We start from the raw sequence: 25,197 nt of genomic DNA, 5'->3' as shown, positions 1-25,197 counted from the left end.
AGCTTCGACTACTGAAGACGTTGTCTTTGAGGAATTCTTCAACCATGAATGAACTCGCCCTCGCCATCCCCTGGCTCGGCAAGCGCAACCCGGCGGCGGCCCGCGGGGTGGTGCTCCTGCTCGCCGTCGGCGCGCCGCTGATCGCCATGCTGTTCGGCAAGACCTGGGTGCGCATCCTCGACTTCGCGATGCTCTACGTGATGCTCGCGATCGGCCTCAACCTGGTGGTCGGCTTCGCCGGCCTGCTCGACCTCGGCTACATCGCCTTCTACGCGGTGGGCGCCTACACCTTCGCCTTCCTGGCCTCGCCGCACTTCGAACTGCACCTGCCGTTCTGGCTGGTGCTGCCGCTGGGGGCGGCCTTCGCGGCGCTGGCCGGCATCATCCTCGGCCTGCCCACGCTGCGGCTGCGCGGTGATTACCTCGCCATCGTCACGCTGGGCTTCGGCGAGATCGTGCGGATCTTCATGAACAACCTGAACCACCCGATCAACATCACCAACGGGCCCCAGGGCATCAACATGATCGACCCGCTGGTGCTGTTCGGCTGGGACATCTCGAAGCCCCTCAAGGTGGGCGACGAGATCACCATCAACTCGCTGTTCCTGTACTACTACGTGTTCCTGGCCTGCGTGGCGCTGTCGGTGCTGCTCGTGCAGCGCCTGCAGGTGTCGCGGGTCGGCCGCGCCTGGGCGGCGATCCGCGACGACGAGCTGGCCGCCAAGGCGATCGGCATCAACACCCGCAACATGAAGCTGCTGGCCTTCTCGTTGGGGGCCACCTTCGGCGGCGTGGCGGGCGGGCTGTTCGCGGCCTTCCAGGGCTTCGTGTCGCCCGAGAGCTTCTCGCTGATGGAGTCCATCGCGGTGCTCACGATGATCGTCTTCGGCGGCATGGGCAACCTGGCCGGTGTCATCGTCGGCGCGCTGGCCCTCACCGCGCTGCCCGAGGTGCTGCGCCACGTGGCGGTGCCGCTGCAGCAGGCGGTGTTCGGCCAGGTGCTGCTCGACCCCGAGGTGCTGCGCATGCTGCTGCTGTCGCTGGCGATGATCTTCATGATGCTGCTGCGCCCGGCCGGCCTGATCCCGGCCTACAGCCGCTACTCGCGGCCCGAGCTGGTGGTGGGCAAGGAGGTGGCCAAGTGATCACCCTCCTCGAAGCCCGCGGCATCACCAAGCGTTTCGGCGGCCTCACCGCGCTGTCGGATGTGTCGCTGACCATCCGCAAGGGCGAGGTGTACGGCCTGATCGGCCCCAACGGCGCCGGCAAGACCACCTTCTTCAACGTGCTCACCGGCGCCTACGTGCCCGAGGAGGGCGAGCTGGTCTTCAACGGCAGCGAGCTGCCCCTCGGTAAGCCCCACAAGGTGGTCGAGGCCGGCATCGCCCGCACCTTCCAGAACATCCGCCTGTTCCGCGACATGACCGCCCTCGAGAACGTGATGGCCGGCCATCACATCCGCTCCCGCGCCAACCCCTTGTCCATCCTGCTGCAGACGAAGCACGCCAAGGAGGAGGAGCGCCTGATCACCGAGCGCGCCTACGAGCTGCTCCGCTACGTGGGCATCGAGCGCTTCGCCGACACCGTCTCGAAGAACCTCTCCTACGGCGACCAGCGCCGCCTCGAGATCGCCCGCGCGCTGGCCACCGAGCCCCAGCTGCTGGCCCTCGACGAGCCCGCCGCCGGCATGAATGCCACCGAGACCGCGCGCCTGCGCGAGCTGGTCCAGACCATCCGCCACGACGGCGTCACGGTGCTGCTCATCGAGCACGACGTGAAGCTGGTGATGGGCCTGTGCGACCGTCTGGCGGTGCTCGACTTCGGCCGCAAGATCGCCGAGGATGTGCCCGCCGAGGTGCAGCGCAACGACGCCGTGATCTCCGCCTACCTGGGCGGCCACGCCACCGCGGGAGCCAAGTCATGAGCGCCACCCCGCTGCTCCAGCTGCGCGACCTGCGGGTCGCCTACGGCGCCATCGAGGCGGTGAAGGGCATCAGCCTCGAACTCGCCCACGGCGAACTCGTCTCGCTGATCGGCGCCAACGGCGCCGGCAAGACCACCACCCTCAACGCCATCGCCGGCACCCTCGGCACCGCCGGCGGCGAGCTGCTCTATGAGGGCAAGGGCATCGAAAAGCTGCCCGCCCACCTGCGCCTGCGCCGCGGCCTGGCGCTGGTGCCGGAAGGGCGGGGCATCTTCACCCGCCTCACCGTCGAGGAGAACCTGCGCATGGGCGCCTACTGCCGGCGCGACCACGACGCCATCGAAGCCGACCTGGAGCGGGTGTTCACCATGCTGCCGCGGGTCAAGGAGCGCCTGCAGCAGGTGGCCGGCACCCTGTCGGGGGGCGAGCAGCAGATGGTCGCCATCGGCCGCGCGCTGCTGTCGCGGCCGCGCCTGCTGCTCCTCGACGAGCCGTCGATGGGCCTCGCGCCGCTGGTGGTCGAGAAGATCTTCGAGGTGATCCGCTCGGTGGCCGCCGAAGGCGTGACCATCCTCCTCGTCGAGCAGAACGCCAACCTGGCGCTGGAGTTCTCCCAGCGGGCCTACGTGATGGAATCCGGCCGGATCACCCTGGCCGGCTCCGGCGCCGAGCTGCTGGCCGACCCGAAGGTGCGGGCGGCGTATCTCGGTGAATGAGCGGGTGAGTGAGCGAACGCGGGCTGACGCGGGGTCTGCCGCCGTCTAAGCTGGAGGCGTGGGGGCCGCCTCCCCACGCTTGATCGGGTTCTTCGCATGTCGGTTTCCGCGCTGGGCGCCGCCCAGACCTTCGCCTACAGCTCTGCCCCGTCCCGCCCGGCCGCTTCCGGCGGCGGTGGTGCGGTTGCGGCCGGCCGTGCCCAGGCCGCGGCCCCGGGCGGGCTCAGCACGGCCGACCTCAAGGTGGTCAGCGAGCTCAAGGCCCGCGACCAGGTCGTGCGGGCCCACGAGGCGGCGCATCTGGCGGCGGGGGCCGGCATCGTCACCCGGGGCGCCAGCTACACCTACCAGACCGGGCCCGACGGCCAGCGCTACGCCATCGGCGGCGAGGTCGGCATCAGCACCTCGCCGGGGCGCACCCCCGAGGAGACCCTCGCCAAGGCGGAGCAGATCCGCGCCGCCGCCCTCGCGCCGGCCGACCCGTCGGGCCAGGACCTGCGCGTCGCCGCCCAGGCCGCGCAGATGGCCGCCGAGGCGCGCCAGCTGCTCGCCGAACAGTCGGCCGAGGCCCGCCGTGTGGGCGAAGCCTATGGCGCCGGTGCAGCGCCTGAATCCGCCGTGCCGGCCGGCACGCAGGTGGACGCCTGGGCCTGATTCAGCCGTGGGGGGCCGCGCCGGTGTTGTCCGCCCACTCCACCAGATGCCAGCGCCGCCGGGCGATCTGCCAGACGGCGTAGCGCCTCGGCCGTTCGCCGCCCAGGCGGAAGGTGTCGTGGTCGGTGAGGGGCAGCGTGCCGCCGGGCCAGAAGCGGGCCAGCACCGCCTCCAGGCTGCCGTCGTCGCTTACGCCCAGGCCGGCGCAATCCGGTTTCGGCGCAGTAGTGGTCGAGATCACGTCGTGATAGCTCGCCCAGGCGTGCCCGGCCAGGTGCCGGGCGAGCAGCGGGCGCCAGTCGCCGCCGGGGGCGGGGAGCTGCCCCAGCACGTTGGAGAACAGGATCGCCGCCTGCGGGTGGGCGGCGGCGAGCCGGGCCAGACCGTCGGTGCCCGCCAGGCAGTCGAGGCGGTCGAAGCCCAGCCGGCCGGCGTCGGGGCGGCGGGCGAGCAGCCAGCGGGCCAGCGGGTCCGGCTCCAGGGCGGTGACCCGCCCGAAGCGCGCCAGAAACCCCGTCGGCAGCCCATAGCCCGCGCTCGGCCCGACGATCACCAGCTCGCGCCGCCCCGGCTGCCAGCCCGCCAGCCAGCCGGCGAGCACCCGGTGGAAGGGCGCCCAGCGCCCGTGGCGGTGGCGCAGCGCGCGCAGGTGATAGACCAGCCCGCCGCTGGGGTCGAGGAGGTGGTCGTGCAGGCGGTGCCGATCGGGCGTCATGCGTCAATTATCCTGGCCAGTCGGGGTCCGTGGGTGCGATGCTTGCCGACTTTCGCATCCACCGAGCAGGAGTCCCCATGCACGACCTCCGTCACGACACGGCCCACGACCCCCTCCACGAAGAACAGCAATCCTCCGAGCAGGTTTTTGGCGGCAAGCTGCTGCAGGTGTACCGTGACGCGGTGCGTCTGCCCGACGGCCGGCCGGGCCTGCGGGAGTACATCAAGCACCCCGGCGCGGTGGTGGTGATCCCGGTGTGCGAGGACGGCACGCTGATCTTCGAGCGGCAGTTCCGCTACCCGCTGCGCCGGGCCTTCCTGGAGCTGCCCGCCGGCAAGATCGACCCGGGCGAGGACATCCTGGCCTGCGCCCGGCGCGAACTCCAGGAGGAGACCGGCTACGTCGGCAGCCACTGGCGCCACCTGGGGGTGATGCACCCCTGCATCGGCTACTCCGACGAGCGCATCGAGATCTTCCTGGCCACCGGCCTGCAGCACGTGGGGCATGCCTGGGACGACGGCGAGTTTCTGGAGATCACCCGCATGCCGCTGGCCGAGGCGCGGGCGGCGGTGTTCGACGGGTGCATCACCGACGCCAAGACGATCACCGCGCTGTTCTGGGCCGAGCGCGAGCTGGGCTGACCGCGCTCAGCCCGCCGCCGGCCGGGTGGCCAGCAGCCCGCGCAGGCAGCAGTAGAGCATCGCCGCGTTGATGAGGTGCCAGCCCAGGTGGGTGCCCGCCGGCCACACGGCGCACAGGGGCTGGTCGATGGCGCGGCACACCAGGCTCGCCACAAACAGCCCGGCCGCCCGGTTGAGCCAGCGGGCCGCCTCGGGCCAGCGTGGCGCGGCCTGCCGGGCGCACACCAGGAGCAGCAGGAAGGGCGCCAGGTAGCTCTCGGAGTCGTTCTGGCTGAGGGTGGGCAGCTGCTTGATGGCCAGCACGAACAGCCCCGCCAGCACCACGAAGACCGCCACCCCCAGGTTCGCCGCCCCGTTGCTGCGCCCCAGCGCGCGCACCTGGAAGCGCTGGTGGAAGAACAGTACGAAGACGGCGATGAAGCCGATGTCGAGCAGCGCCGCCCAGCGCGTCGCGAGGGTGTGGAAGGCCATGCTGCCCAGGCCGACGGCGCCGATCAGCAGGATCAGCACCCGCGTGTCCCGCCCGGCGCCGCGCCCGGCCTGCCGCCACAGCAGCGCGGCGGCAAGCAGGAAGGCCAGGTTGGTGGCCACGTTGAGCGGCTCCGACCACAGGCCCGGGTCGGTGCGCTCGCAATACATGTCGATGGATTCGGACCACCTCATGGCCGGGCCTCCGCGCGGGGGTGACAGCGCCACCACCAGACCCCGAAGCAGCTGAGGCTCAGCAGCAGGCTGCCGGCGGAGCCCACGGCCAGTTGATGCACCGAGCCCCACAGGGCCGGCGCGGCGACCCCGGCGCACAGGGAGCTGACCAGCATCTGCAGAAAGCTCTGGCAGCTGGAGGCCAGCCCCCGGTGCTCGGGGAAATAGTCCAGCGCCAGCAGCGTGAGGCAGGGCAGCCCGATCGCCATGCCGAAGGTGTGCAGCATGATCGGCAGCACCGACTGGGGCAGGCCGGGCGGCAGCAGCTCGGCCACCGCCAGGTTGCAGGCCGTGGCCGCCAGCATCGTCGCCACCGACACGCCCACCGTGCGCGCCGGCGACAGCCGCCCGGCGAGCCGCGCCGACATCGCCGAGCCGGCCATCATCGCCAGCACCGTGGGGATGAAGAACCAGCCGAAGCCAGTCTCCCCCAGCCCGAGGTGCTGGATCAGGAACACCGGCGCCGACAGCACGTAGATGAAGTAGGCGTTGAAGCCGAAGCCGCCGGCGAAGGTCAGCAGCAGAAAGCCCGGCGTCGACAGCACCATGCCGTAGCGCCGCGCCAGGTGAACCGGGTGCAGCGGCTGGCGCGCCGCCGGGGGCAGGGTTTCATGCAGCAGGCGGGCGGTGACGGCGGCCAGCCCCAGCCCCAGCAGGGCCAGGAAGACGAACACCGCCCGCCAGCCGAAGGCCGCGAAGATCCAGCCGCCGAGCATCGGCGCCAGCGCCGGGCCGAGGGCGAAGGTCATGCTGACGTGGCTCATCAGGCGCTGGGCCGCCGGCCCCTCGTGGAGGTCGCGCACCACGGCGCGGCCCACCACCATCCCCGCCCCGGCGCTGATCCCCTGCAGCGCGCGCCCGGCCAGCAGGACGTCGATGCTGCCGGCGAAGACGCACACCAGCGAGGCCAGCGCGAACAGCAGCATCGACGCCACGATCACGCGCTTGCGCCCCCAGGCGTCCGACAGCGCGCCGTGCCACAGCACCATCGCCGCCATCGGCAGCATGTAGGCGGTGAGGGTCTGCTGCACCTGGAGCTGGCTGGCGCCCAGGTCGTCGCCGATGGCGTGCAGCGCCGGCAGGTAGGTGTCTATCGAGAACGGGCCGACCGTGGCCAGCGCCGCCAGCAGCATGGCCAGTTGGATGTAGGGCATGGGGGAAACCGGGATGGGGCATCGTCGATGGGCGAATTTAGCACGGCTGTCGATGCGGGGCGGGTTTGGCGAGCCTTGCCTCGGAGATCGCCCGAGAGGTTCGGTGTCACGGCGTCAGCTATGCGGGGTTGGGTGAGGTTTTTGCAGTGCAGAACCTCCGTGATGCACCAAAACAGGCCCGATATTGGCCCCGAAAACACCTTTTTTCAGTCCGAGCACATCTTTTTTCATATGACAAAAATTGCCGGCGGGCCTGCTGGAAGGTTTTGTCACATGGTCGGGGCTTCTTGGCATATCACTGACGGTCTTTGTCATGCCCCCCGGAAGGTTCTTCATATGAGAAAAGAAGGCGGTGGCGTGAGAAAAAGTTTTTGTCATGTGAAAAAAGGCGTTTTTCTACCCGATCAGGATGTTTTTCATATCAAAAAAATCGCCCCCAAACGCCATCTCCGGCGCTTTCTCGGGCCCCGGGAAAACGCTGAAACCCAGTACTGGCGCGGGTTTCGAGGGTTTTCGGGGTACGTCGCGCCAAGGGCGCAACTTGTTTCACCCCGGGGCGGCGAGACGATTGCCCAATGTGGGGTCGTCCCATCACACAGACAACGCGTTTCCCCGTAGGCTTTCTGCTATGGCTGCGGCAGGGCTTGAGGGGTGGGTGTCTGACGGTTGAGTCGGCTGCGGGGGATGGAGGACTGGTAATCGGCCGGAGCTGACCTCGGGCCTCCGACCGGAGTCAGGCTGCAATGCGCCGGTTACCTGCCACTCAGCCACTAGCGGTGGTCAATGGCTGCTTTCGTTACCGGCGACGAACGGCACCCGACCCAATCCGCGCCTTCGTTTGCCGCGCATGGCAACGGCAGGTTACTGAGTCGAGTGGTCGTTCTCAGCGATGGTTGTACTAACGCACCTCGGCCTTTCCCAACGTTAACTGAAAGCTTCACCCGTCACCTCTCCGGCCGCCAACTACCAAGCGGCGATTTCGCGGGTGCGAAGCACTCGAACCCAGCGCCTCATTATTCATTGCGCATGAGCAGTCTGGAGGGCATAATATAAACAAAAACCGATGAGACTGCAGGGGGACTGGCATGGCAGCACCGAGGACAGAGATTGCACCGACCTTGGCCGAATACACTCGGCTGGTCGATACAGCGCGGCGGAGCACTGGAGCGCCCATATGGTTCCGGGGGATCGGATCGACTCAACATAAGCTGATTCCTTCACTTTATCGCCATCCCACAAAAACCCAAATCAGTGACCTGGTTGAGTTGGAAGGCGAACTTCTCACGCGATTCCGCCACCGGAGCATTCCTTATCAGGACAGGCCTCTAAGCGACTCTTGGGAGCTGCTTTTCATGATGCAGCACTTTGGAGTTCCGACCAGACTGTTGGACTGGTCGGAAAACCCCTTCATTGCGTTGTATTTCGCCATTACGTCTGCTGAACAGAAGGCTAGTGGCGGCGCTTTTTCTGAAGATGCCGCCATCTGGATGCTCAACACAAAGGAATGGAACGGCAAAGTCCTTAGCCCTTATTGGAAGGGGCGGGTAGTATCGGTCCCGGACAATCCCTTAGAGGGATATTTCCCAGGTGCTGACCTAGGTAAACTAGCCGCTCTCCCAATTGCAATGGCAGGTCTATATAACAGCCCTCGAATCGTAGCGCAGCGAGGGGCTTTTACCATTTTTGGGCACATGAATCTTTCGATGGAAGAGTTGTTTGACCAACAGGGTTTCCCACAGGAGGCTTTGCTAAAGATAGTCCTTCCCAAGGATGATCTGCCCGTTATCCGTGATTCGCTGTTCGGTATTGGATATGCCGACTCTATGATCTATCCAGACCTGCCTGGCTTGGCGAAAGAAATGAAGCGCCATTTCGGCTTTGGGGTTTAGCTATGTTTGAAGTCCACACATTTGATCCAAAAACGCTTAGCTGGTGGTTTGATCAACTTGACAACATCGACTTGGATCCCCCATATCAGCGGCGAGGGAAACTATGGAGCGATAGGGATCGTGCCTTTTTGATCGACTCAATATTGAATGGCTACGATGTTCCAAAGGTGTATGTTGCCGATTTTGCCTTTGGGAGAGCCCAACTCAATACAAGTGGCAAACAATACGCCGTGATCGACGGAAAACAGCGTCTTGGGGCGATCTTTGATTTCTTTAGCAACAAACTTAGATTGGCCGATAATTTTGAATGGACGGTCAATCCCGAGCTTCGTCTTGGAGGCCTGTCTTACAACGATCTCTTGCAAAACCACCCCAAAGTGGCCAGCAGATTTGCCAATTTCAATTTATCCGTAATGCGCGTCATTACCGATGATGAGGGGAAAATCAACGAACTTTTCGTGCGCTTGAATAGAAGCAAGCCTCTAACCGGCGCAGAAGTACGAAACGCTATGGGAGGGATCGTACCCCAGTTGATTCGGGACCTCTGCGCGCACCGGTTTTTTGCAACCCGGATCAAATTCTCTACGGAGAGGCGTCAAGATCAAAATGCTGCGGCCAAACTTTTGCTTGTTGAGTTCCGTGGCAACCCCGTAGGGACTCAAAAGCCCAATATTGATCGTTTTGTGGATGAAGGCATTAAAGCCCAAGCCGGCACGGAGGAATTTGCGCGTGCTGCCAGCCGGTGTATCGAAGTACTATCCCGTATGGCTGATATATTTTCGGAACGAGACCCTTTGCTTTCGTCTGCGGGCCCCCTGCCAGTCCTATATTGGTTTATACGCGAGACACCACCTGAAAAGGACAAACTCATACGATCTTTCCTCGTAAAGTTCGCTAAAGAACGAAGGGACAATAAGCTTCTTGCCAAGGTTGGGGGGCGCAATGTTGATAACGAACTGGCTCTGTATGACCAGCTTGATCGAAGTACAGATAACCAAGGTAGCATAGAGGGGCGTGTAGATATTCTTCGGCGACGCTTCAAATAGGCTGAATTACCCCTACTTTCATAGACAAATTCGAGAGTCTGCTCGGCAACGTAGACCAGCCGTATATCGCACGGTGGCGGAGTGACCGATTGGCCGATTATCTGCCATCTGAAACCCAGACTTCATCAACCAAAAAGCCAACCCTCAGGTTGGCTTTTTCCGTTCAGACTGACTTCCCTGCCCGAATCCCGACAGGGCTGGACCTTGGAGGTGACACCCACCCCCAGGCCCTCACTTACTCCACCGCCCTCACCTTATCCACGTAGTACCCAGTTTCCCCAAAGCACGTGGACGGAATACCTAGATGCTGGTCATACGACAGCGCGACCCGCTTGCCCATCGCGGCGTTGATGTCGGCGGCGACCTTGTCGTCGCGCACGGTGAAGGGAAAGATCTCCGGCATGCTGCCGGGCAGGGCGACGATGGCCAGCTCGCCTTCCCAGGTCTTGCACAGCCAGCCCTTCTGGGAAAACTTCTGTACGTAGCCGGCGCGTTCGCCGCTGGAGTAGCTCCAGTTGAGGGCCAGCCAGGTGTAGCCGACCAACAGGGCGATGATCAGGAAGAGGAAGCCGACGGACCACAGGAACCAGTTCCTGCCCTTGCGGGCGCCGGTGGAAGGGGTGGATGCCACGTGAAACTCCTGCTGGGATGAATGATGGATGAGGGCGCGTGCCGTGGGCCGGCGCGTCACCCGAAGCCGCGGCGGCTCTGGATGGCTTCGGCCACGTGGGCCGCTCCCACCGTCGGGGCTGCGTTCATGTCCGCGATTGTACGCGCGACTTTCAGGATGCGATGGTAGCCCCGCGCCGACAGGCCGAGCCGCTCGATGGCACTTTGCAACAGTTTGCTGCCGGCGGCGTCGGGCTGGCAGAAGGCGTCGATCTCGGCGCCGGCGAGGTTGGCGTTGGGCTTGCCCTGGCGGGCGAGCTGGAGCTGACGGCAGCGGGCGACCCGCTCGCGCACCGCCGCGGAGGGCTCGCCGGCGGGTGTCGCCTGCAGGTCGGCCACCGGCAGCATGGGCACTTCGAGGAGCAGGTCGATGCGGTCGAGCAGCGGGCCGGACAGCTTGCCCCGGTAGCGGGCGATCTGCTCGGGCGTGCATCGGCAGCGCCCGTCCGGGTGGCCGTGGAAGCCGCAGGGGCAGGGGTTCATCGCCGCGATGAGCTGGAAGCGGGCCGGAAACTCGGCCCGCCGGGCGGCGCGGGAGATGGTGATGTGGCCGCTCTCGAGGGGTTCGCGCAGGGCCTCGAGGACGCGCCGGTCGAACTCGGGCAGCTCGTCGAGGAACAGCACGCCGTTGTGGGCGAGGCTGATCTCCCCGGGCCGCGGCGTGCTGCCGCCGCCGACCAGGGCCGCCGTGGAGGCCGAGTGGTGGGGGGCGCGGATCGGGCGCTGGCGCCAGCGGGCGGCGTGGAAGCTGCCCTCCACCGAATGGATCGCGGCGGTCTCGAGGGCCTCGGCGTCGCTCAGGGGCGGCAGCAGGCCCGGCAGGCGCTGGGCGAGCATCGACTTGCCGGTGCCCGGTGGGCCGTAGAAGAGCAGCGAGTGCTGGCCGCTGGCGGCGACTTCGAGGGCGCGCCGGGCCTGTACCTGGCCTTTCACGTCGGCGAGGTCGGGGTAGGCGGGTGGTGGAGCGAGGGGCGGGCCGGCGTAGGGTTCGAGGGGCGTGTGCCGGCACAGGTGGGCGACTACGGCGAGCAGGCTGGGCGCCGGCAGGATGGTGACGCCCTGCACCAGCGCGGCCTCGGCGGCGTTGGCGGCGGGCAGGATCAGGGTGCGCCCGCGCTCGGCGGCCTGGCGGGCGAGGGCGAGGGCGCCGCGCACCGGGCGCAGCTCGCCCGACAGGGAGAGCTCGCCGGAGAACTCGTGGTGGGCGAGGGCGTCGGCGGGGATCTGCCCCGAGGCGGCGAGGATGCCCAGGGCGATCGGCAGGTCGAAGCAGCCGCCCTCCTTGGGCAGGTCGGCGGGGGCGAGGTTGACGGTGATGCGCCGCTGGGGAAACTCGAACTGGCTGGTCTGCAGCGCGGCGCGCACCCGGTCGCGGGCCTCGCGCACCTCGACGTCGGGGAGGCCGACCAGCGTGAACGCCGGCAGGCCGTTGGCGAGGTGGACTTCGACGCTGACCTCGGGGGCGGCGAGGCCGACGAGGGCGCGGCTGCTCAGGACGGCCAGGCTCATGATGAGGTGGGCATAAAACCCCGAGTTTAGCCGGTTGCCGCCGGCAAGGACAGCGCCGATGCCGGGCGGGTGATGCCGCGCGGCTCAGCGCCCGATCGGCAGGGTCAGCTGGGGGCCGGGGCCGCTCTTGCCGGTCAGCTCGAGGCGCGACAGCTCGACCAGCAGCGAGAAGGTGGATTTGCTGTCCTGGTCGGCCTCGTCCACGTAGAACCAGTGGTCCTTGTAGCGCACGGCCACGTGGGCGTTGGCGGGCCGCTCGGTGCCCGGCTGGCTGCGCACCCGGAACAGCTCGGCCATCACCTGCTGCCAGTCGAAGTCCTGCCCGGCGGCGTCGCGGGTGATGGTGGCGAGGCCGCGGGCGCGGTGGGGCTCGGGCACCTCGACGCCGTGGCTCACGTAATACAGGGCCTGCAGCAGGGAGCGGGTCTCGAGGTCGAGCTGGGTGAGGCCGCCGGGGGCCTGGGCCTGGCGGAACGGCGGGAGGGTCTCCTGGGTCATGCGCAGCTCGCTGGTGCCGGGCTTCAGCCCGAAGGCTTCGGCGAAGGCGCGGGCGTCCGGGCTGTCGAGCTGGCGCGGGTCGATGCGCACCACCGGGTAGCTGCTGCGGCGCAGCAGGCGCCAGTGGCGGCCGCTGGCGTCGGGGCGGTATTCCATGCCGTTGCGGGCGGCGTCGATCAGGTCGCGGGCCGACACCGCGCCGGCCGGCAGGCTGCCGCCCAGGATCTCTTCCTGTTCGGCCATCCCGAACACCAGGGCGCCCTGGTTCTGCAGGCGCTGCAGGGCGGCCACGCCGCGCAGGAAGCTGGAGGCCGGCGGCGCCTCGCGGGGCGTCGGGCCGCTGGCGGTTTCGGCGTTGGGCACCCAGTTGAGGTTCTCGAGGTAGAGGCGGAAGACCTTGGAGATCGGCCAGGTGGTCTTGGCGAGGTAGATCACGCCGTCGAGGGACAGCGGGGTGAACAGCTTGCGGGTGAATTCCTGGTCGTCGAGGGGCGTGAGGCTGAAGGTGGGGCGGTCGGCGCCCATGATCTGGGCCTGGGGCAGCACGGTGGTGAAGCTGCGGTTGATGTCGCCCCCCGCGGCGGTGAAGAAGGGCAGCAGCCCGACGCTCTGGCTGCGCTCGAACTGGGCGGCGATCGCCGATACGGCCAGGCTGCTGGGGGTGTCGGTGTAGCGAAGGCGCACGATGTTGAGCAGGAGCTGCTCTTCGGTGGTCCGCTTGATCACCTCGTTGTACTGCAGGCGGGCGTGGTCGAGGGTTTGCGGGCCGAGGCTGCTGCAGCCGGAGAGGCCCAGGCCGAGGGCCAGCAGCGCGATGAGGAACGGGCGGGGCACGGGAGACTCCGGGCAGACATGAAAGAGGGCGCCGCAGCGCCCTCGGGGGATGGTGTGGCGGCGGCTTATTCGTCGGCCGGCGCGCGCTGGGCCAGCTCGGCCTCGAGGCGGGCGACCCGGTGTTCCAGGTCGGCCAGCTTCTCGCGGGTGTGGGCCAGCACTTCGCGCTGCACTTCGAACTCTTCGCGGGTCACCAGATCGAGCTTGGAAAAGCCGCTGGCGAGCAGGGCGCGGGCATTTTTTTCCAGGTCTTTGGCGGGGCTGTTGGCGAGGAGTTCGGAAACTTTCGAACCGATTTCGTCGAGGATCTTGGGATTGGCCATGGACGTGTTCCTCATGGGTGATGGGATGAATGGGCTTGCATGAAGTGTAGCACTGCCCCGCCCGCGGCCCCCAGCCGGCGATGCACCACATTGGCGCATGCCGGCGGGCGCCTCCATCCAGACTGGTGCGCACGATTTTGGGGCCGTGCGCCGGCCGGCCGCGGGCCTGGGCTAATCCGATGAAAACAAAAGATTTTCAAAACTGGCATGTGGGTTGCTAAGGTTAAGCCAGAGTTTTGAAACCCCGATTGAACCTTCTGGAGATTACCGCCATGCGCAAGACCGTCATTGCCTCCGCCCTGTTCGCCGCCTCGGTGCTGCCCAGCCTCGCCGCCGCCCAGACCGCCGCGCCCGCCGACGACTACACCATCACCGGCAACGTGTCGCTGATCAACGACTACCGTTTCCGCGGCATCACCCAGACCATGAAGAAGCCCGCGTTGCAGGGCGGTTTCGACTTCAGCCACGCCAGCGGCTTCTACCTGGGCAACTGGAACTCCAACGTCTCCGAATACGCCGGCTTCCCGGGCGGCAACCTGGAGATGGATTTCTACGGCGGCTACAAGACCAGCTTCGGTGACTTCAGCCTCGATGTGGGCGCCATCTATTACTACTACCCGGGCTCCAAGTACAACTTTACCGGCAGCACCGTCGACAACAAGGAGATCTACATCGGCGGCTCCTGGCAGTTCCTGTCGGCCAAGTACTACTACTCGGTGGGCGACTACTTCTCCGACAAGGGCGACAAGAACAAGGGCACCGACGGCACCGGCTACCTCGACCTTGCGGCGACCTACGACCTGGGCGGCGGCTGGGGCGTCAATGGCCACGTCGGCCACCTGTCCTACAAGGGCCGCGACAAGGCCGACTACACCGACTGGAAGCTCGGCGTGACCAAGGATGTGAAGGGCTACGTGTTCGGCCTCGCCTACCTGGGCACCAACGCCCGCGACAAGGCCGGCGACTGGTACTCCTTCACCAACGCCTCGACCGGCAAGGTCGTCGCGGCCGGCGCCGACACGCTGCTGGTGTCGGTTTCCAAGACCTTCTGAACCTTCCCGAGGCGGTGCCCCAGGGCGCCGCCGCTTCCGGAGCACGCATCATGAAACTCGTCACCGCCGTCATCAAACCCTTCAAGCTCGACGAAGTGCGCGAAGCGCTGTCGGCCATCGGGGTGCAGGGCATCACCGTCACCGAGGTCAAGGGCTTCGGCCGCCAGAAGGGCCACACCGAGCTCTACCGCGGCGCCGAATACGTCGTGGATTTCCTGCCCAAGGTGAAGATCGAGGCCGCCGTGAAGACCGAGATCCTCGACCAGGTGGTCGAAGCCATCGAAAAGTCCGCCAGCACCGGCAAGATCGGTGACGGCAAGATCTTCGTCTTCGATCTCGAACAAGCCATCCGCATCCGCACCGGCGAGTCCGGCGTCGACGCGTTGTAAGAGGAGCCTGCATCATGAGAAAGTTCTTTGCGGCCCTGCTCGCCTCCGTGGCCCTGGGCCTGGCGGGTGGCGCCATCGCCGACGACAAGCCGGAGGCGTCCGCCGCCCCCGTCGAAGCGCCGGCCGTGACGGCACCGGCCGAGGTCAAGGCCGAAGCCCCCATCGCCCCCCCCGCGGCCGTTGCCGCCGAGGCCGCGCCGGCCGAAGCCGCGCCGGCGCCGGTCGCCAACAAGGGCGACAACGCCTGGCTGATGGTCTCCGCGGCCTTCGTGATCCTGATGTCCATCCCGGGCCTGGCCCTGTTCTACGGCGGCCTGGTGCGCGCCAAGAACATGCTGTCGGTGCTGTTGCAGGTGCTGGCGGTGTTCTCGCTGATCAGCGTGCTGTGGGTGCTGTACGGCTATTCGGTGGCCTTCACCGAGGGCAACGCCTTCTTCGGCGGCCTCGACAAGGCCTTCCTGAAGGGCATCACGCCGGACTCCGTCGCCGCCACCTTCTCGAAGGGCGTGGTGATCTCCGAGTACATCTACGTGGTGTTCCAGGGCGCCTTCGCGGCGATCACCGTGGCCCTGATCCTCGGCGCCTTCGCCGAGCGCATCAAGTTCGCGGCGGTGCTGCTGTTCGCGGTGCTGTGGTTCACCTTCAGCTACCTGCCGGTGGCCCACATGGTGTGGTACTGGGCGGGCCCGGATGCCTACGTCTCCGCCGCCGCGGCCGATGCGGCCAACGCGACCGCCGGCTACCTGTTCCAGCATGGCGCCCTAGACTTTGCCGGCGGCACCGTGGTGCACATCAACGCCGCCGTGGCCGGCCTGGTCGGCGCCTTCATGGTGGGCAAGCGGATCGGCTTCGGCCGCGAGTCCTTCGCCCCGCACAGCCTGACCCTCACCATCGTCGGCGCGTCCCTGCTGTGGGTGGGCTGGTTCGGCTTCAACGCCGGCTCCGCCCTCGAAGCCAACGGCGCCGCCGCCCTGGCCTTCGTGAATACCTGGGTGGCGACCGCCGCCGCGGCCTGCTCCTGGCTGGTGGCCGAATGGCTCCTGAAGGGCAAGCCGTCCGGCCTGGGCGCCGCGTCGGGTGCCGTGGCGGGGCTGGTGGCGGTCACCCCGGCGGCCGGCTTCGTCGGCCCGGTGGGCGCGATCGTGATGGGCCTGCTGGCGGGTGTGGTCTGCCTGTGGGGCGTCAATGGCCTCAAGCGCATGCTCGGTGCCGATGACTCCCTCGATGTGTTCGGCGTGCATGGCGTCGGCGGCATCCTCGGCGCGATCCTCACCGGCGTGTTCGCCGCGCCGTCCCTCGGCGGCACCGGTATCTGGGACTACGTGGCCAACAAGGCGGCGGACACCTACTCGATCGCCGACCAGGTCATCAATCAGGCCACCGCCGTCGGCATCACCGTGGTGTGGTCCGCGGTGGTCGCGGTGGTCGCCTACAAGCTGGTCGATCTGCTGGTCGGCCTGCGGGTGGCGGAAGACGAGGAGCGCGAGGGCCTCGACATCACCTCCCACGGCGAGAGCGCCTACCACCAGTAAGCGCCTTCATCCGGCAATCCACGCAGCGGGCGCCTTCGGGCGCCCGTTGTGTCTGGCGGGGCCGACGGGGGAGGGGGCGGCGCGGCGTGCGCCAATCTGCTAGGCTCGCCGCCTTTCAACCCGCCGGGCCGCGCAGGCTCTGCTTTGACCCGAACCACCATGGACAAGTACGAAAAGTTCAAGATCGAACAGGATTCCCTGCTCAAGGCGCTGGCCGAGAACGGCCCCAGCGAAAACCTGATGCACCGCATGCAGGCCCTCTACAAGGACGCCTGCCTGGTCGTCGCGCTGGGCCCGAGCACCGCGCTCGAGCGCAGCCCCGAGGACGCCAGCCGCGAATACGCCGACGAGCAGGATTTCGCCGCCTACGTGGAGGCCTACGTGCTCGCCGTGCAGAGTGGCGAGCTGGCGCGGATCTTCCAGATGCCGCCGTGGGGGCCGGTGTCCTACGAATACGAGACGGTGGACGTGGACGGCAAGGTCTGCCCGGGCGTCCGGGTGAGCTGGGGCAACAAGATCGCCTTCCTCGCCGGCGGCAAGGACAGCGCCTTCGACCCGCAGCTCGAAGCGATGGCCAAGGCCCTGGCCGCGCTGCTGTCGGCCAAGTGGTACCGCTGGCAGGTGCGGCTGGTGTGACGGGCCCGTCGGCGGGCCGCGCGGGCGTCTCCCCCGGCCTCGCCGACAGGCGTATATTCCGGCCCTCGTTACCCCTTTGATCGGTTCGGCCGTGGGCCGGGCCGCATGCGCCATGCCCCTGCCCAGTTTCAACCCCGCCGACTACCCGCAACAGCTGGCCGACAAGGTGGCCCGCTACAAGGCCGACTTTGCGGCCTTCGACCTGCCCGAGCCGGAGGTCTTCGCGTCCGAACCGCTGGCCTACCGCCTGCGCGCCGAGTTCCGCATGTGGCACACCGGCGAGCGCGTCGATTACGCGATGTTCGACCCGGCCGACCCCAGGCAGGTCGTGGTGCTCGACGCCTTCCCGCCGGCCGCGCCGCCCATCGCCGCGGCGATGCCGCGCCTGCGCGACGCGCTGATGGCCAGCGAGCCCCTCAAGCGCAAGATCTTCCAGGTGGAGTTCCAGGCCACCCTGTCCGGCGAGCTGATGATCTCCCTCGTCTATCACCGCCCCCTCGACGACGCCTGGCAGACCGCCGCCGCGGGGCTGGCGGCCGAGCTCGGCGTGCAGCTCATCGGGCGCAGCCGCAAGCAGAAGATCGTGCTCGGCCGCGACTGGCTGCTGGAAGCCTTCGAGCTCGACGGCCGGCAGCTCCGCTACCAGCAGCTCGAGGGCAGCTTCACCCAGCCCAACGGCGGCGTTAACCGCAAGATGCTCGGCTGGGCCCGCGCCCGGGCGGCGGGCCTCGGCGGCGACCTGCTGGAACTGTACTGCGGCAACGGCAACTTCACGGTGGCGCTGGCGCCGCTGTTCGGGCGCGTGCTGGCCACCGAGATGAGCAAGCCCTCGGTGCGCGCCGCCGACTACAACCTCGAGGCCAACGGCGTCGGCAACGTGAAGATGGTGCGGATGGCCAGCGACGAGATCAGCGACGCCCTCGCCGGCGGCCGCGAATACCGCCGCATGAAGGACGTGGACCTGGCCGCCTACACCTTCAGCACGCTGTTCGTCGACCCGCCCCGCGCCGGCCTCGACGCGCCCACCGTCGCGCTCGCCCGCGGTTTCGACCACATCCTGTACATCTCCTGCAACCCGCAGACCCTGCGCGACAACGTGGAAGCCCTGCACGCCACCCACCGCATCGCGGCGGCGGCGGCCTTCGACCAGTTCCCCTACACCCACCACCTGGAGTGCGGCCTGCTGCTGGAGCGGCGGAGGGGCTGAGCGATGGGCTTCCTCGACTGGCTGCTGGGCAAGGGCGGCGAGGTCTGCGACGGCGACCCGCGCCTCGCCGAGGCGGTGGCCCGGGTGATCGACGCCACCGACCCGCGCCTCAGGCTGCTCGACGGGGTGCGGGAGCGCCTGTGCCCGGCGGTCACCGGGGCTCTCGCCTACGCCGACCGGGTGGCCGCCGCGCTGCCGCCCTGCGTCGAGGTCACCCCCGACAACTGGTCGGCGAGCCCGGTGCTGCGGGCCTTCTTCGTGCGCCCGGCCGACGTGGCGGCCACGCTCCACGACAGCCGCGACCTGCAGGACTTCCTGGCCTCGCCGGCGGGTAGCGCCCTCGACCGGGTGTGCTGCGTGATCGCCGCCACCCGCAGCGAGCAGACGGTGCTCGGCACCGCCCTCGAGGGTGACATCCTGCGTCAGGACGTGGAGCAGAAGACGGTCAGCTTCGGCCACTTCCGCCTGTTCGGCTTTGCCGCCACCGAGGAGGCGCTGCGCCGGCGCATCGCCGACACGGTGCTCGAAGGGCTGGTGCTCGCCGCGCTGCGGGCGATCAACACCCGCCAGCAGGAGGGTGACCGGCTGGCCTTCGCCCAGCGCCTCCTCAGCGGCCGCCTCGCGCTGATGGAGAAGAGCCGCGCCGGCCTCGACGCCCTGGAGTGCGGCACCTGGAAGGGGCGCGACATCGGCCGGCTGCGCGACAGCCTGGCCGCCAACGCCGCCGAGCTCGCCGCCCATCACTCGGCCGGCGGGGGCCTGGAGGGCGCGCTGGAGGGGATCATCCGGACCCTCGAGGCGGCCGACGCGGTGATCCACGCCGAGAGGCTGAGCCTGTCCCTCGACGCGATGAACGTGGCCGTACCGCCGGACAGCCCCGGCGCGGCCACCGTGGAGCTGCTCGAATTCTCCACCGCCACCCCGGGGACGTCCCGCCGGGTGGCCTTCCTGGCAAGCGTGCCCCGCCACGCGGTGGCCGAGCGCAAGCTCGACCTGGCGGCGGGGCTGCGGCTGCTCTAGCTAGCCGGCTGCGTCGCAGGAAGCCCGCGGCCCGTCCTGCCGGATCGTGGCATGGCGTGGCGCTACGGGCCGGGTACGCCGCAGGGCTCCTGCGCCTCCGCCGCGGCGAGCAGGCGGCGCAGCTCCGGCACGCAGGAGCCGCAGCGGCTGCCGCACTGGAGCCGGCGCTGCAGCGCGTCGAGGTCGTCGCCGCCGGCGATTGCCGCGCTGATCTCGTGCTCGGACACGTCGAGGCAGTTGCACACGATGCGGCCGCGCTGCCGCGCCGTGCCGGGCGGGCTCGCCAGCGGGGCCAGCAGGAGCGGGCGCAGCTCGCCGGCCGGGCGGCCTTCCACCAGCAGCTCCTGCAGCCAGGGGCCGGCCGCGGTCTCGCCGGCCAGGCGCAGCGCGACCAGCTGCCCGCCCTCCATCCGCGCGCGCTTGTCGATGCCGCGGTGCGCGTCGCGGTAGCACAGGGTTTCCGCCCCATCGAGGCCGGCAAGGGCGTCGAGCTCGGCCAGCCAGGCGTCCGGAATCGGGCCGTCGTGGGCGGCGCGCAGCACCACGGTGGCTTCGTCGCGGCCGGCCAGCCCCAGGGAGGCGTAGGCGAAGCGCGCCAGCCACGGCACCAGGCGCTCGGCCAGCTCGGTGGCGGCCTCGCCGGGGCGCTCCCGCCACAGCAGCAGCAGCGGGTGGGGCAGGTCGGCGCGGCACACGGCGATCGCGCTGTGCTTGAGCTCGGGCTGCTTCGAGTAGGGGTCGAAGGCGGCGCTGGTCAGCGCGTTGATGCCGGCCGAGTTCAGCGCGTTGCGCCCCCAGTGCATTGCCACGAAGGCCTGGCCGCGGCCGACCTCTTCGGTGGCGTGGGCGCGCAGCACGATCTCGCCGCGGCGGCTGCGGACCTTCACCAGCTCGCCGTCGGCAATGCCGAGCCCGGCCAGCTCGCCCGGGTGCAGGTCGATGCGCGCCTCGCCGACGTGGGCGTAGAGGCGCGCCAGCTTGCCGGTGCGGCTCATGCCGTGCCACTGGTCGCGCAGCCGGCCGGTGGTGAGGTGCAGCGGATAGTCCGCGTCGGGCGCTTCGGCGGTGGTGGCGCGCACCGGCACCACGAAACGGGCGCGCCCGTCGTCGGTGGCGAAGCGGCCGTCGGCATACAGCCGGGCCCGCGCCGGCGCGTCGCCGGGGGTGCTGCCGGCGGGGAAGGGCCATTGCTGCGGCCCGGCCTGCTCCAGCAGGGCGTGGCTGAGGCCGCCGATGTCCATGTCGCGACCCACGGTGCTCGCCGCATGCTCGGCGAAGATGGCCGCGCTGTCGGCGTAGTCGAACAGCCGCGCGGCCTCGGGCCGGCCCAGCCGCGGCGCCAGCGCCCGGGCCAGGTCGCGGACGATGCGCCAGTCGGCGCGGGCCTCGCCGGGCGGCGGCACGGCGCGGTGTACGCGGCTGATGCGGCGCTCCGAGTTGGTGACGCTGCCGTCCTTCTCGCCCCAGGTGGCGGCCGGCAGCAGCAGGTCGGCGTAGGCGGCGGTCTCGGTGCTGCGGTAGGCGTCCTGCAGCACCACGAAGTCGCAGCGCGCCAGCGCCGCGTGCACCGCGGCCAGCTCGGGCATCGACTGGGCCGGGTTGGTGCAGGCGATCCACAGGGCCTTGATCTTGCCGGCGCCCGCCGCGCGGAACAGCTCCACCGCGCTGAGGCCGGGCTGGGCCGGTACGTCGGCCACCCCCCAGAAGCGCGCGACCTCGGCGCGGTGCGCGGGGTTGGCGAGCTCCCGGTGGGCCGGCAGCAGGTTGGCGAGGGCGCCGACCTCGCGCCCGCCCATCGCGTTGGGCTGGCCGGTCAGCGAGAACGGGCCGCAGCCCGGCCGGCCGATCTGCCCGGTGGCCAGCGACAGGGCGATCAGCGCGGTGCCGTTGTGGGTGCCATGGGTGGACTGGTTGAGGCCCTGGCACCACAGGGACATCGCCGCGCCGGCGGTGCCCCACCAGCGCGCCGCGGTGACGATGTCGGCCGCGGCGAGGCCGCACACCTCGGCGGCGCGGGCCGGCGTGGTGTCCCGCACGTGTTCGCGCAGGGCCTCGAAGCCCTCGGTGTGGGCGGTGATGAAGGCGGTGTCGAGGTGGCCCTCGGCGATCAGCACGTGCAGCATCGCGTCGAACAGCCAGATGTCGGTGCCGGGGCGCAGCGCGAGGTGCAGGTCGGCGCCCGCCGCGGTGTCGGTGCGGCGCGGGTCGACGACGATCATCTTCATGCCCGGACGGGCCTGCCGGGCCCGCTCGATGCGCCGGAAGGCCACCGGGTGGGCGTAGGCCGGGTTGCTGCCGGCGATCAGCAGGCAGTCGGTGTGGTCGAAATCCTCGTAGGCGCAGGGCGGGGCGTCGGCACCCAGGGTCTGCTTGTAGGCGGCGACGGCGCTGGACATGCACAGCCGCGAGTTGCTGTCGACGTTGTTGCTGCCGATCAGCGCCTTCATGGTCTTGTTGAAGACGTAGTAGTCCTCGGTGAGCAGCTGGCCGGAGATGTAGAAGGCCACCGAGTCGGGGCCGTGGCGGCGTATCGTGTCGGCGAAGCGGTCGGCGGCGTGGGCGATCGCCTCGTCCCAGCCGATGCGCCGGCGCGGCTCGGCGCGGGTGCGGCGCAGCTCGGGGTGGAGCAGGCGGGTCTCGGGGCGCGCGGCGAGGTGGAGCGTCGAGCCCTTGGTGCACAGCCGGCCGAAGTTGGCCGGATGCGCCGGGTCGCCGCGCACGCCGGTGATCTGCCGGCCGTCGTGTTCGATCAGCACGCCGCAGCCGACGCCGCAGTAGGGGCAGGTGGCTTTCGTTTCGAGGGGGGAGGGCATGGTGCGTGTCCTGGCTAGGTGCGGCTGGCCAGATAGGCCTGCACGACGTTGAGCAGCAGCGATAGGCCGGCGACGATCTTCAGCGAGAGGGCCGGGTTGCGGGAGAGCAGGGGCAGGCGCCGGGGGCTGGCGAGCGGCCGCTCGGCGCCGCGTTCGAGTTCGAGGCGGAACTCCTCGGCGGTCTCGAAGCGGTCCTTCGCGTCGCGCGCGCAGGCCTTCAGCAGCACCGCCTCCAGCCAGGCCGGGGTGTCCGGGCGGTAGCGGGTCGGCGCGACGGGGGCGCCGAAGCGCGGGCGCTGGAAGGCCTCGATCTCGCCGTAGGGGTATTTGCGCGTCAGCAGTTCGTACAGCGTGACGCCGCAGGCATACAGGTCGGTGCCCGCGTCGGCCTGCGCCGCGTCGCCGAACAGCTCCGGCGCCATGTAGGACGGCGTGCCGGGGTTGTTGATCTCGCGCAGGTCGTCGCCGTCGGAGGCGGCGACGCCGAGGTCCAGCAGGCGCAGCTGGCCGTCCCGGTCCACGTGGATGTTGTCGGGTTTCAGGTCGCGGTGCACGATGCCGAGGCGGTGCAGCGCGCCCACGTGCCGGAGCAGCTCGCGGCCGATCCCGACCAGCTCGTGGGTAGCGTAGCGGTGGCCGCGGGCGAGGGCCGCCCGCAGGGTCTCGCCGGGGTGCCAGCTCATCAGGTAGTACAGGTGCGCGCGGGGCGGGTGGTCGACGATGCGCGGGAAGCCCTGCCCCGGCACCCGGCGGGCCAGCCATTCCTCGCGCACCAGCGCGGCCAGCGCCTCGGCATCGCCGGCCTCGGGGCGCAGCGTCTTGAGCACCAGCGCCGCGCCGTCGTCGATGCGGGTCACCCGGTACAGCAGGGTCACCAGCGATTCGTGCAGCAGGGCGTCGACGCGCAGGCCGTCCAGCGTCTCGCCGGGCTTGAGGCGCGGCGGCAGCGGCAGGCGCCGGCTGCCGGCGAGCCGGTCGCGGGGGTTGTCGGCGGGCAGCGCGAGCAGCTCGGCGACCAGCGCGGTGGCGTTGTCCTGGCCGCCGCGGCGCAGGGCCTCCCGGGTCAGCGCGTCGGCCGCCGGCTGGGCCTCGGCCTCGCGGCGCAGCACCTCGGCGATGCCCGCGTCGCCCAGGCTGCCCCACACCCCGTCGGTGACCAGCACGAAGCGGTCGCCGGGCAGCAGCTCGCCGTCGTCGTGGTCCACCAGCAGGCGGGCCTCCAGGCCGATCGCCCGCCGCAGCACGTTGGAGAGCTCGGGGTGCTCCCAGCTGTGGTCCTCGGTGAGGCGCTGCAGCGCGCCGTCGCGCCACAGGTAGGCGCGCGAGTCGCCGATGTGGGTGACGTAGTAGCGCCGGCCGCGCAGCACCAGCGCGGTCAGCGTGGTGGCCATGCCGGCGTAGTCGCGGGACTTCGACGACTGGGCCAGCAGCCAGCGGTTGACCGCCCCGAGCACGGTGTCCATCGACTTCTCGACGCTCCAGGTGTGCGGCGTCGAGAAGTAGTCGGCCAGCAGGCTGCGCACCGACTGCTCCGCCGCCTCGCGGCCATGGGCGTGGCCGCCGACGCCGTCGGCGATCGCCAGCAGCAGGCCCTTGGCCGCGAGCTCGGCGCCCTCCGGGGTCGCCGCGCCGACGAAGTCCTCGTTGCGGGCGCGGGGCCCCTGGGCGCTGGCGTGGCCGAGCCGGATTTCGGGGCCGGCCGCCGCCCCGCCCGGGGCGCCGGGATGATCTGCTCTCATCGCGGTGGTCCGGGAGGGGGGTCAGATCCGGGCCGAGGTCACGTGGGGCGCGCCCCAGGTGGTGCGCCAGCGGGCCTTGACCAGCGACAGGCCGGACAGCGCGACCAGCGCAAGTGCGGCGAAGACCAGGAAGCCCGCCTGGTAGCTGCCGGTCAGCTGCCTGGAGTAGCCCAGCGAGGACGCCAGGTAGAAGCCCCCGACGCCGCCGGCCATGCCGACCAGCCCGGTCATCACGCCGATCTCCTTGTGGAAGCGCTGCGGCACCAGCTGGAACACCGCGCCGTTGCCCATCCCCAGCGCGAGCATCGCGCAGACGAAGGCCGCCAGCGCCATCCACGCCTCGGGCAGGTCGAAGCTGACGATGCCGAGGAACAGCGCCGCGAACACGTACATCACCGACAGCGACTTGATGCCGCCGATGCGGTCGGCCACGTTGCCGCCGATCGGCCGCACCAGCGAGCCGGCGAACACGCAGCCGGCGGTGAAGAAGCCGGCAGTCTGCGGGGCGAGGCCGTACTGGGTGTTGAAGTAGATCACCAGCGACGAGGCCAGCCCGACGAAACCGCCGAAGGTCACCGAGTAGAAGAACATGAACCACCAGGCGTCCTTGTCCTGCAGCACCCGCAGGTATTCGGCGAGGGTCTTGGGCGGCGGGGCGTCCGGCGCGTCCTTGGCCATCACGCAGAAGGCGGCCAGCACCAGCACCAGCGGGATCAGCACGGCGCCGAACACGTTGCTCCAGCCCAGCGCTGCGGCGAGGCCGGGGGCGAACAGCGCGGCCAGCGCGGTGCCCGAGTTGCCGGCGCCGGCGATGCCCATCGCGGTGCCCTGGTGTTCGGGCGGATACCAGCGGGAGGCCAGCGGCAGCGCGGCGGCGAAGGAGGCGCCGGCGACGCCGAGGAAGCCACCCAGCACCAGCACCTCCGCGTAGCTGTGCACGCCGGCCAGCCAGGCATACAGCAGCGCGGCGATCACGATGACCTGGCCGATGATGGCGGCCTTCTTCGGCGACAGCCGGTCCACCAGCACGCCCATCACCACCCGCAGCAGGGCGCCGGCAAGCACCGGGGTGGCGACCATCAGGCCCTTCTCGGCGTGGGACAGCCCGAGGTCCTTGGCGATGCCGATGCCCAGCGGGCCCAGGATGACCCACACCATGAAGGACAGGTCGAAGTAGAGGAAGGCGGCCAGCAGCGTGGGCGTGTGGCCGGCCTGCAGGAAGGATTTCTTGTCCATGTCGCGTGCTCTCTCAAAAGATGAGTGATGGGGCCGGGGGGCCCGGATTCAGCAGCGCATGGCGTCGTTACCATCGTCCCGTCGGCGTTGACGGGATGAACACTGTGCTGGGCAATACAAAGCAGGCTCCGTGCCTGTTTTGCGATGGTGGAAATTTCCGCTGGTTGGCGGCTTTTTCCAGCCGATTCCGGCCGATCGGGTCGGGGTTCCGGCCAGAAACCGCACCAAAACGGCGCGCCGTGGCTTGTTGCGGTGCATCAGAGGCCGCGGCGTTGCGCCGCTCGAGGTAACGCGGGGGC

General features: G+C 69.2%; 24 protein-coding genes. 13 read left to right on the top strand and 11 right to left on the bottom strand.

The window, feature by feature from the left end; all coding sequences use genetic code 11:
* The first annotated feature begins 44 nt into the window (after nt 1-44).
* From ACE3OU_RS00845 to ACE3OU_RS00830, 4 genes are all read left to right on the top strand, one after another.
* Nucleotides 45-1,145, top strand: coding sequence for an ABC transporter ATP-binding protein (locus ACE3OU_RS00845; protein WP_374239635.1), 1,101 nt, complete (start codon nt 45-47; stop codon nt 1,143-1,145).
* The gene (locus ACE3OU_RS00840) at nt 1,142-1,924 is read left to right on the top strand and encodes an ABC transporter ATP-binding protein (protein ID WP_374239634.1); all 783 of its coding nucleotides are present in this window, start codon (nt 1,142-1,144) and stop codon (nt 1,922-1,924) included. The genes ACE3OU_RS00845 and ACE3OU_RS00840 overlap by 4 nt, the downstream gene beginning before the upstream one ends.
* The gene (locus ACE3OU_RS00835) at nt 1,921-2,640 is read left to right on the top strand and encodes an ABC transporter ATP-binding protein (RefSeq protein WP_374239633.1); all 720 of its coding nucleotides are present in this window, start codon (nt 1,921-1,923) and stop codon (nt 2,638-2,640) included. The genes ACE3OU_RS00840 and ACE3OU_RS00835 overlap by 4 nt, the downstream gene beginning before the upstream one ends.
* 96 nt (nt 2,641-2,736) lie before the next feature.
* Nucleotides 2,737-3,294, top strand: a complete 558-nt coding sequence (locus ACE3OU_RS00830; protein WP_374239632.1) for a putative metalloprotease CJM1_0395 family protein — start codon at nt 2,737-2,739, stop codon at nt 3,292-3,294.
* A 1-nt stretch (nt 3,295) separates the two neighbouring features.
* Here ACE3OU_RS00830 and ACE3OU_RS00825 read toward each other — a convergent pair whose 3' ends face one another.
* Nucleotides 3,296-4,009: a hypothetical protein gene (locus tag ACE3OU_RS00825; RefSeq protein ID WP_374239631.1), complete on the bottom strand. Its 714-nt coding sequence runs from the start codon at nt 4,007-4,009 to the stop codon at nt 3,296-3,298.
* A 77-nt stretch (nt 4,010-4,086) separates the two neighbouring features.
* On the opposite strand from ACE3OU_RS00825, the gene ACE3OU_RS00820 reads away from it, so the two are divergent.
* Nucleotides 4,087-4,650, top strand: a complete 564-nt coding sequence (locus tag ACE3OU_RS00820) for an NUDIX domain-containing protein (protein WP_374239630.1) — start codon at nt 4,087-4,089, stop codon at nt 4,648-4,650.
* Nucleotides 4,651-4,656: 6 nt separating this feature from the next.
* Here ACE3OU_RS00820 and ACE3OU_RS00815 read toward each other — a convergent pair whose 3' ends face one another.
* The 3 genes from ACE3OU_RS00815 to ACE3OU_RS00805 form a co-directional block, all read right to left on the bottom strand.
* On the bottom strand, nt 4,657-5,313 hold the full coding sequence (locus ACE3OU_RS00815) for a ceramidase domain-containing protein (protein WP_374239629.1): 657 nt from the start codon (nt 5,311-5,313) through the stop codon (nt 4,657-4,659).
* On the bottom strand, nt 5,310-6,506 hold the full coding sequence (locus tag ACE3OU_RS00810; protein ID WP_374239628.1) for a multidrug effflux MFS transporter: 1,197 nt from the start codon (nt 6,504-6,506) through the stop codon (nt 5,310-5,312). The genes ACE3OU_RS00815 and ACE3OU_RS00810 overlap by 4 nt, the downstream gene beginning before the upstream one ends.
* A 114-nt stretch (nt 6,507-6,620) precedes the next feature.
* Nucleotides 6,621-6,884 carry a hypothetical protein gene (locus ACE3OU_RS00805; RefSeq protein ID WP_374239627.1) on the bottom strand — a complete coding sequence of 88 codons (264 nt, stop codon included), beginning with the start codon at nt 6,882-6,884 and terminating at the stop codon, nt 6,621-6,623.
* A 707-nt stretch (nt 6,885-7,591) separates the two neighbouring features.
* Here ACE3OU_RS00805 and ACE3OU_RS00800 point away from each other — a divergent pair.
* Nucleotides 7,592-8,395, top strand: coding sequence for an FRG domain-containing protein (locus ACE3OU_RS00800; RefSeq protein ID WP_374239626.1), 804 nt, complete (start codon nt 7,592-7,594; stop codon nt 8,393-8,395).
* Nucleotides 8,396-8,397: 2 nt separating this feature from the next.
* Nucleotides 8,398-9,441 carry a DUF262 domain-containing protein gene (locus ACE3OU_RS00795; RefSeq protein ID WP_374239625.1) on the top strand — a complete coding sequence of 348 codons (1,044 nt, stop codon included), beginning with the start codon at nt 8,398-8,400 and terminating at the stop codon, nt 9,439-9,441.
* 235 nt (nt 9,442-9,676) lie between these two features.
* On the opposite strand, the gene ACE3OU_RS00790 is transcribed toward ACE3OU_RS00795, so the two are convergent.
* From ACE3OU_RS00790 to ACE3OU_RS00775, 4 genes are all read right to left on the bottom strand, one after another.
* Entirely contained in the window at nt 9,677-10,072 is a 396-nt protein-coding gene (locus ACE3OU_RS00790) for a hypothetical protein (protein ID WP_374239624.1), read from the bottom strand.
* A gap of 56 nt (nt 10,073-10,128) precedes the next feature.
* On the bottom strand, nt 10,129-11,619 hold the full coding sequence (locus ACE3OU_RS00785; protein WP_374239623.1) for a YifB family Mg chelatase-like AAA ATPase: 1,491 nt from the start codon (nt 11,617-11,619) through the stop codon (nt 10,129-10,131).
* 84 nt (nt 11,620-11,703) lie between these two features.
* Nucleotides 11,704-12,951 carry a hypothetical protein gene (locus tag ACE3OU_RS00780; RefSeq protein WP_374239622.1) on the bottom strand — a complete coding sequence of 416 codons (1,248 nt, stop codon included), beginning with the start codon at nt 12,949-12,951 and terminating at the stop codon, nt 11,704-11,706.
* Nucleotides 12,952-13,016: 65 nt separating this feature from the next.
* Nucleotides 13,017-13,274 (bottom strand): accessory factor UbiK family protein, encoded by a 258-nt coding sequence (locus tag ACE3OU_RS00775; RefSeq protein WP_374239621.1) that lies wholly within the window; start codon nt 13,272-13,274, stop codon nt 13,017-13,019.
* A gap of 272 nt (nt 13,275-13,546) precedes the next feature.
* Here ACE3OU_RS00775 and ACE3OU_RS00770 point away from each other — a divergent pair, with 272 nt between their 5' ends.
* From ACE3OU_RS00770 to ACE3OU_RS00745, 6 genes are all read left to right on the top strand, one after another.
* On the top strand, nt 13,547-14,326 hold the full coding sequence (locus ACE3OU_RS00770; protein ID WP_374239620.1) for a TorF family putative porin: 780 nt from the start codon (nt 13,547-13,549) through the stop codon (nt 14,324-14,326).
* A 50-nt stretch (nt 14,327-14,376) separates the two neighbouring features.
* Nucleotides 14,377-14,715 carry a P-II family nitrogen regulator gene (glnK, locus tag ACE3OU_RS00765; RefSeq protein ID WP_374239619.1) on the top strand — a complete coding sequence of 113 codons (339 nt, stop codon included), beginning with the start codon at nt 14,377-14,379 and terminating at the stop codon, nt 14,713-14,715.
* A gap of 14 nt (nt 14,716-14,729) precedes the next feature.
* A complete protein-coding gene (gene amt, locus ACE3OU_RS00760; RefSeq protein WP_374239618.1) occupies nt 14,730-16,247 on the top strand; it encodes an ammonium transporter in 1,518 nt (505 codons plus the stop codon).
* Nucleotides 16,248-16,406: 159 nt separating this feature from the next.
* A complete protein-coding gene (locus ACE3OU_RS00755; RefSeq protein WP_374239617.1) occupies nt 16,407-16,883 on the top strand; it encodes a hypothetical protein in 477 nt (158 codons plus the stop codon).
* A 112-nt stretch (nt 16,884-16,995) separates the two neighbouring features.
* Nucleotides 16,996-18,090, top strand: coding sequence for a tRNA (uridine(54)-C5)-methyltransferase TrmA (gene trmA, locus ACE3OU_RS00750; RefSeq protein ID WP_374239616.1), 1,095 nt, complete (start codon nt 16,996-16,998; stop codon nt 18,088-18,090).
* A 3-nt stretch (nt 18,091-18,093) separates the two neighbouring features.
* Nucleotides 18,094-19,110: a hypothetical protein gene (locus tag ACE3OU_RS00745; protein ID WP_374239615.1), complete on the top strand. Its 1,017-nt coding sequence runs from the start codon at nt 18,094-18,096 to the stop codon at nt 19,108-19,110.
* A 62-nt stretch (nt 19,111-19,172) separates the two neighbouring features.
* Here the strand turns inward: ACE3OU_RS00745 and ACE3OU_RS00740 are convergent, their stop codons facing one another.
* The 3 genes from ACE3OU_RS00740 to ACE3OU_RS00730 are packed head-to-tail and all read right to left on the bottom strand — an operon-like array spanning nt 19,173 to nt 24,898.
* Nucleotides 19,173-21,923: a molybdopterin-dependent oxidoreductase gene (locus ACE3OU_RS00740; RefSeq protein ID WP_374239614.1), complete on the bottom strand. Its 2,751-nt coding sequence runs from the start codon at nt 21,921-21,923 to the stop codon at nt 19,173-19,175.
* A gap of 14 nt (nt 21,924-21,937) precedes the next feature.
* Entirely contained in the window at nt 21,938-23,662 is a 1,725-nt protein-coding gene (locus ACE3OU_RS00735; RefSeq protein ID WP_374239613.1) for a bifunctional protein-serine/threonine kinase/phosphatase, read from the bottom strand.
* A gap of 21 nt (nt 23,663-23,683) precedes the next feature.
* Complete coding sequence (locus tag ACE3OU_RS00730; protein ID WP_374239612.1) at nt 23,684-24,898, bottom strand: nitrate/nitrite transporter; 1,215 nt, start codon at nt 24,896-24,898, stop codon at nt 23,684-23,686.
* Nucleotides 24,899-25,197: the final 299 nt, after the last annotated feature.

The sequence above is a fragment of the Zoogloea sp. genome (assembly GCF_041908905.1).
In the GTDB taxonomy this organism is placed as follows: Bacteria; Pseudomonadota; Gammaproteobacteria; order Burkholderiales; family Rhodocyclaceae; genus Zoogloea.
The sequence above is the reverse complement of the archived record's forward strand: the minus strand, read 5'-3'. Positions and strand labels throughout refer to the sequence as shown.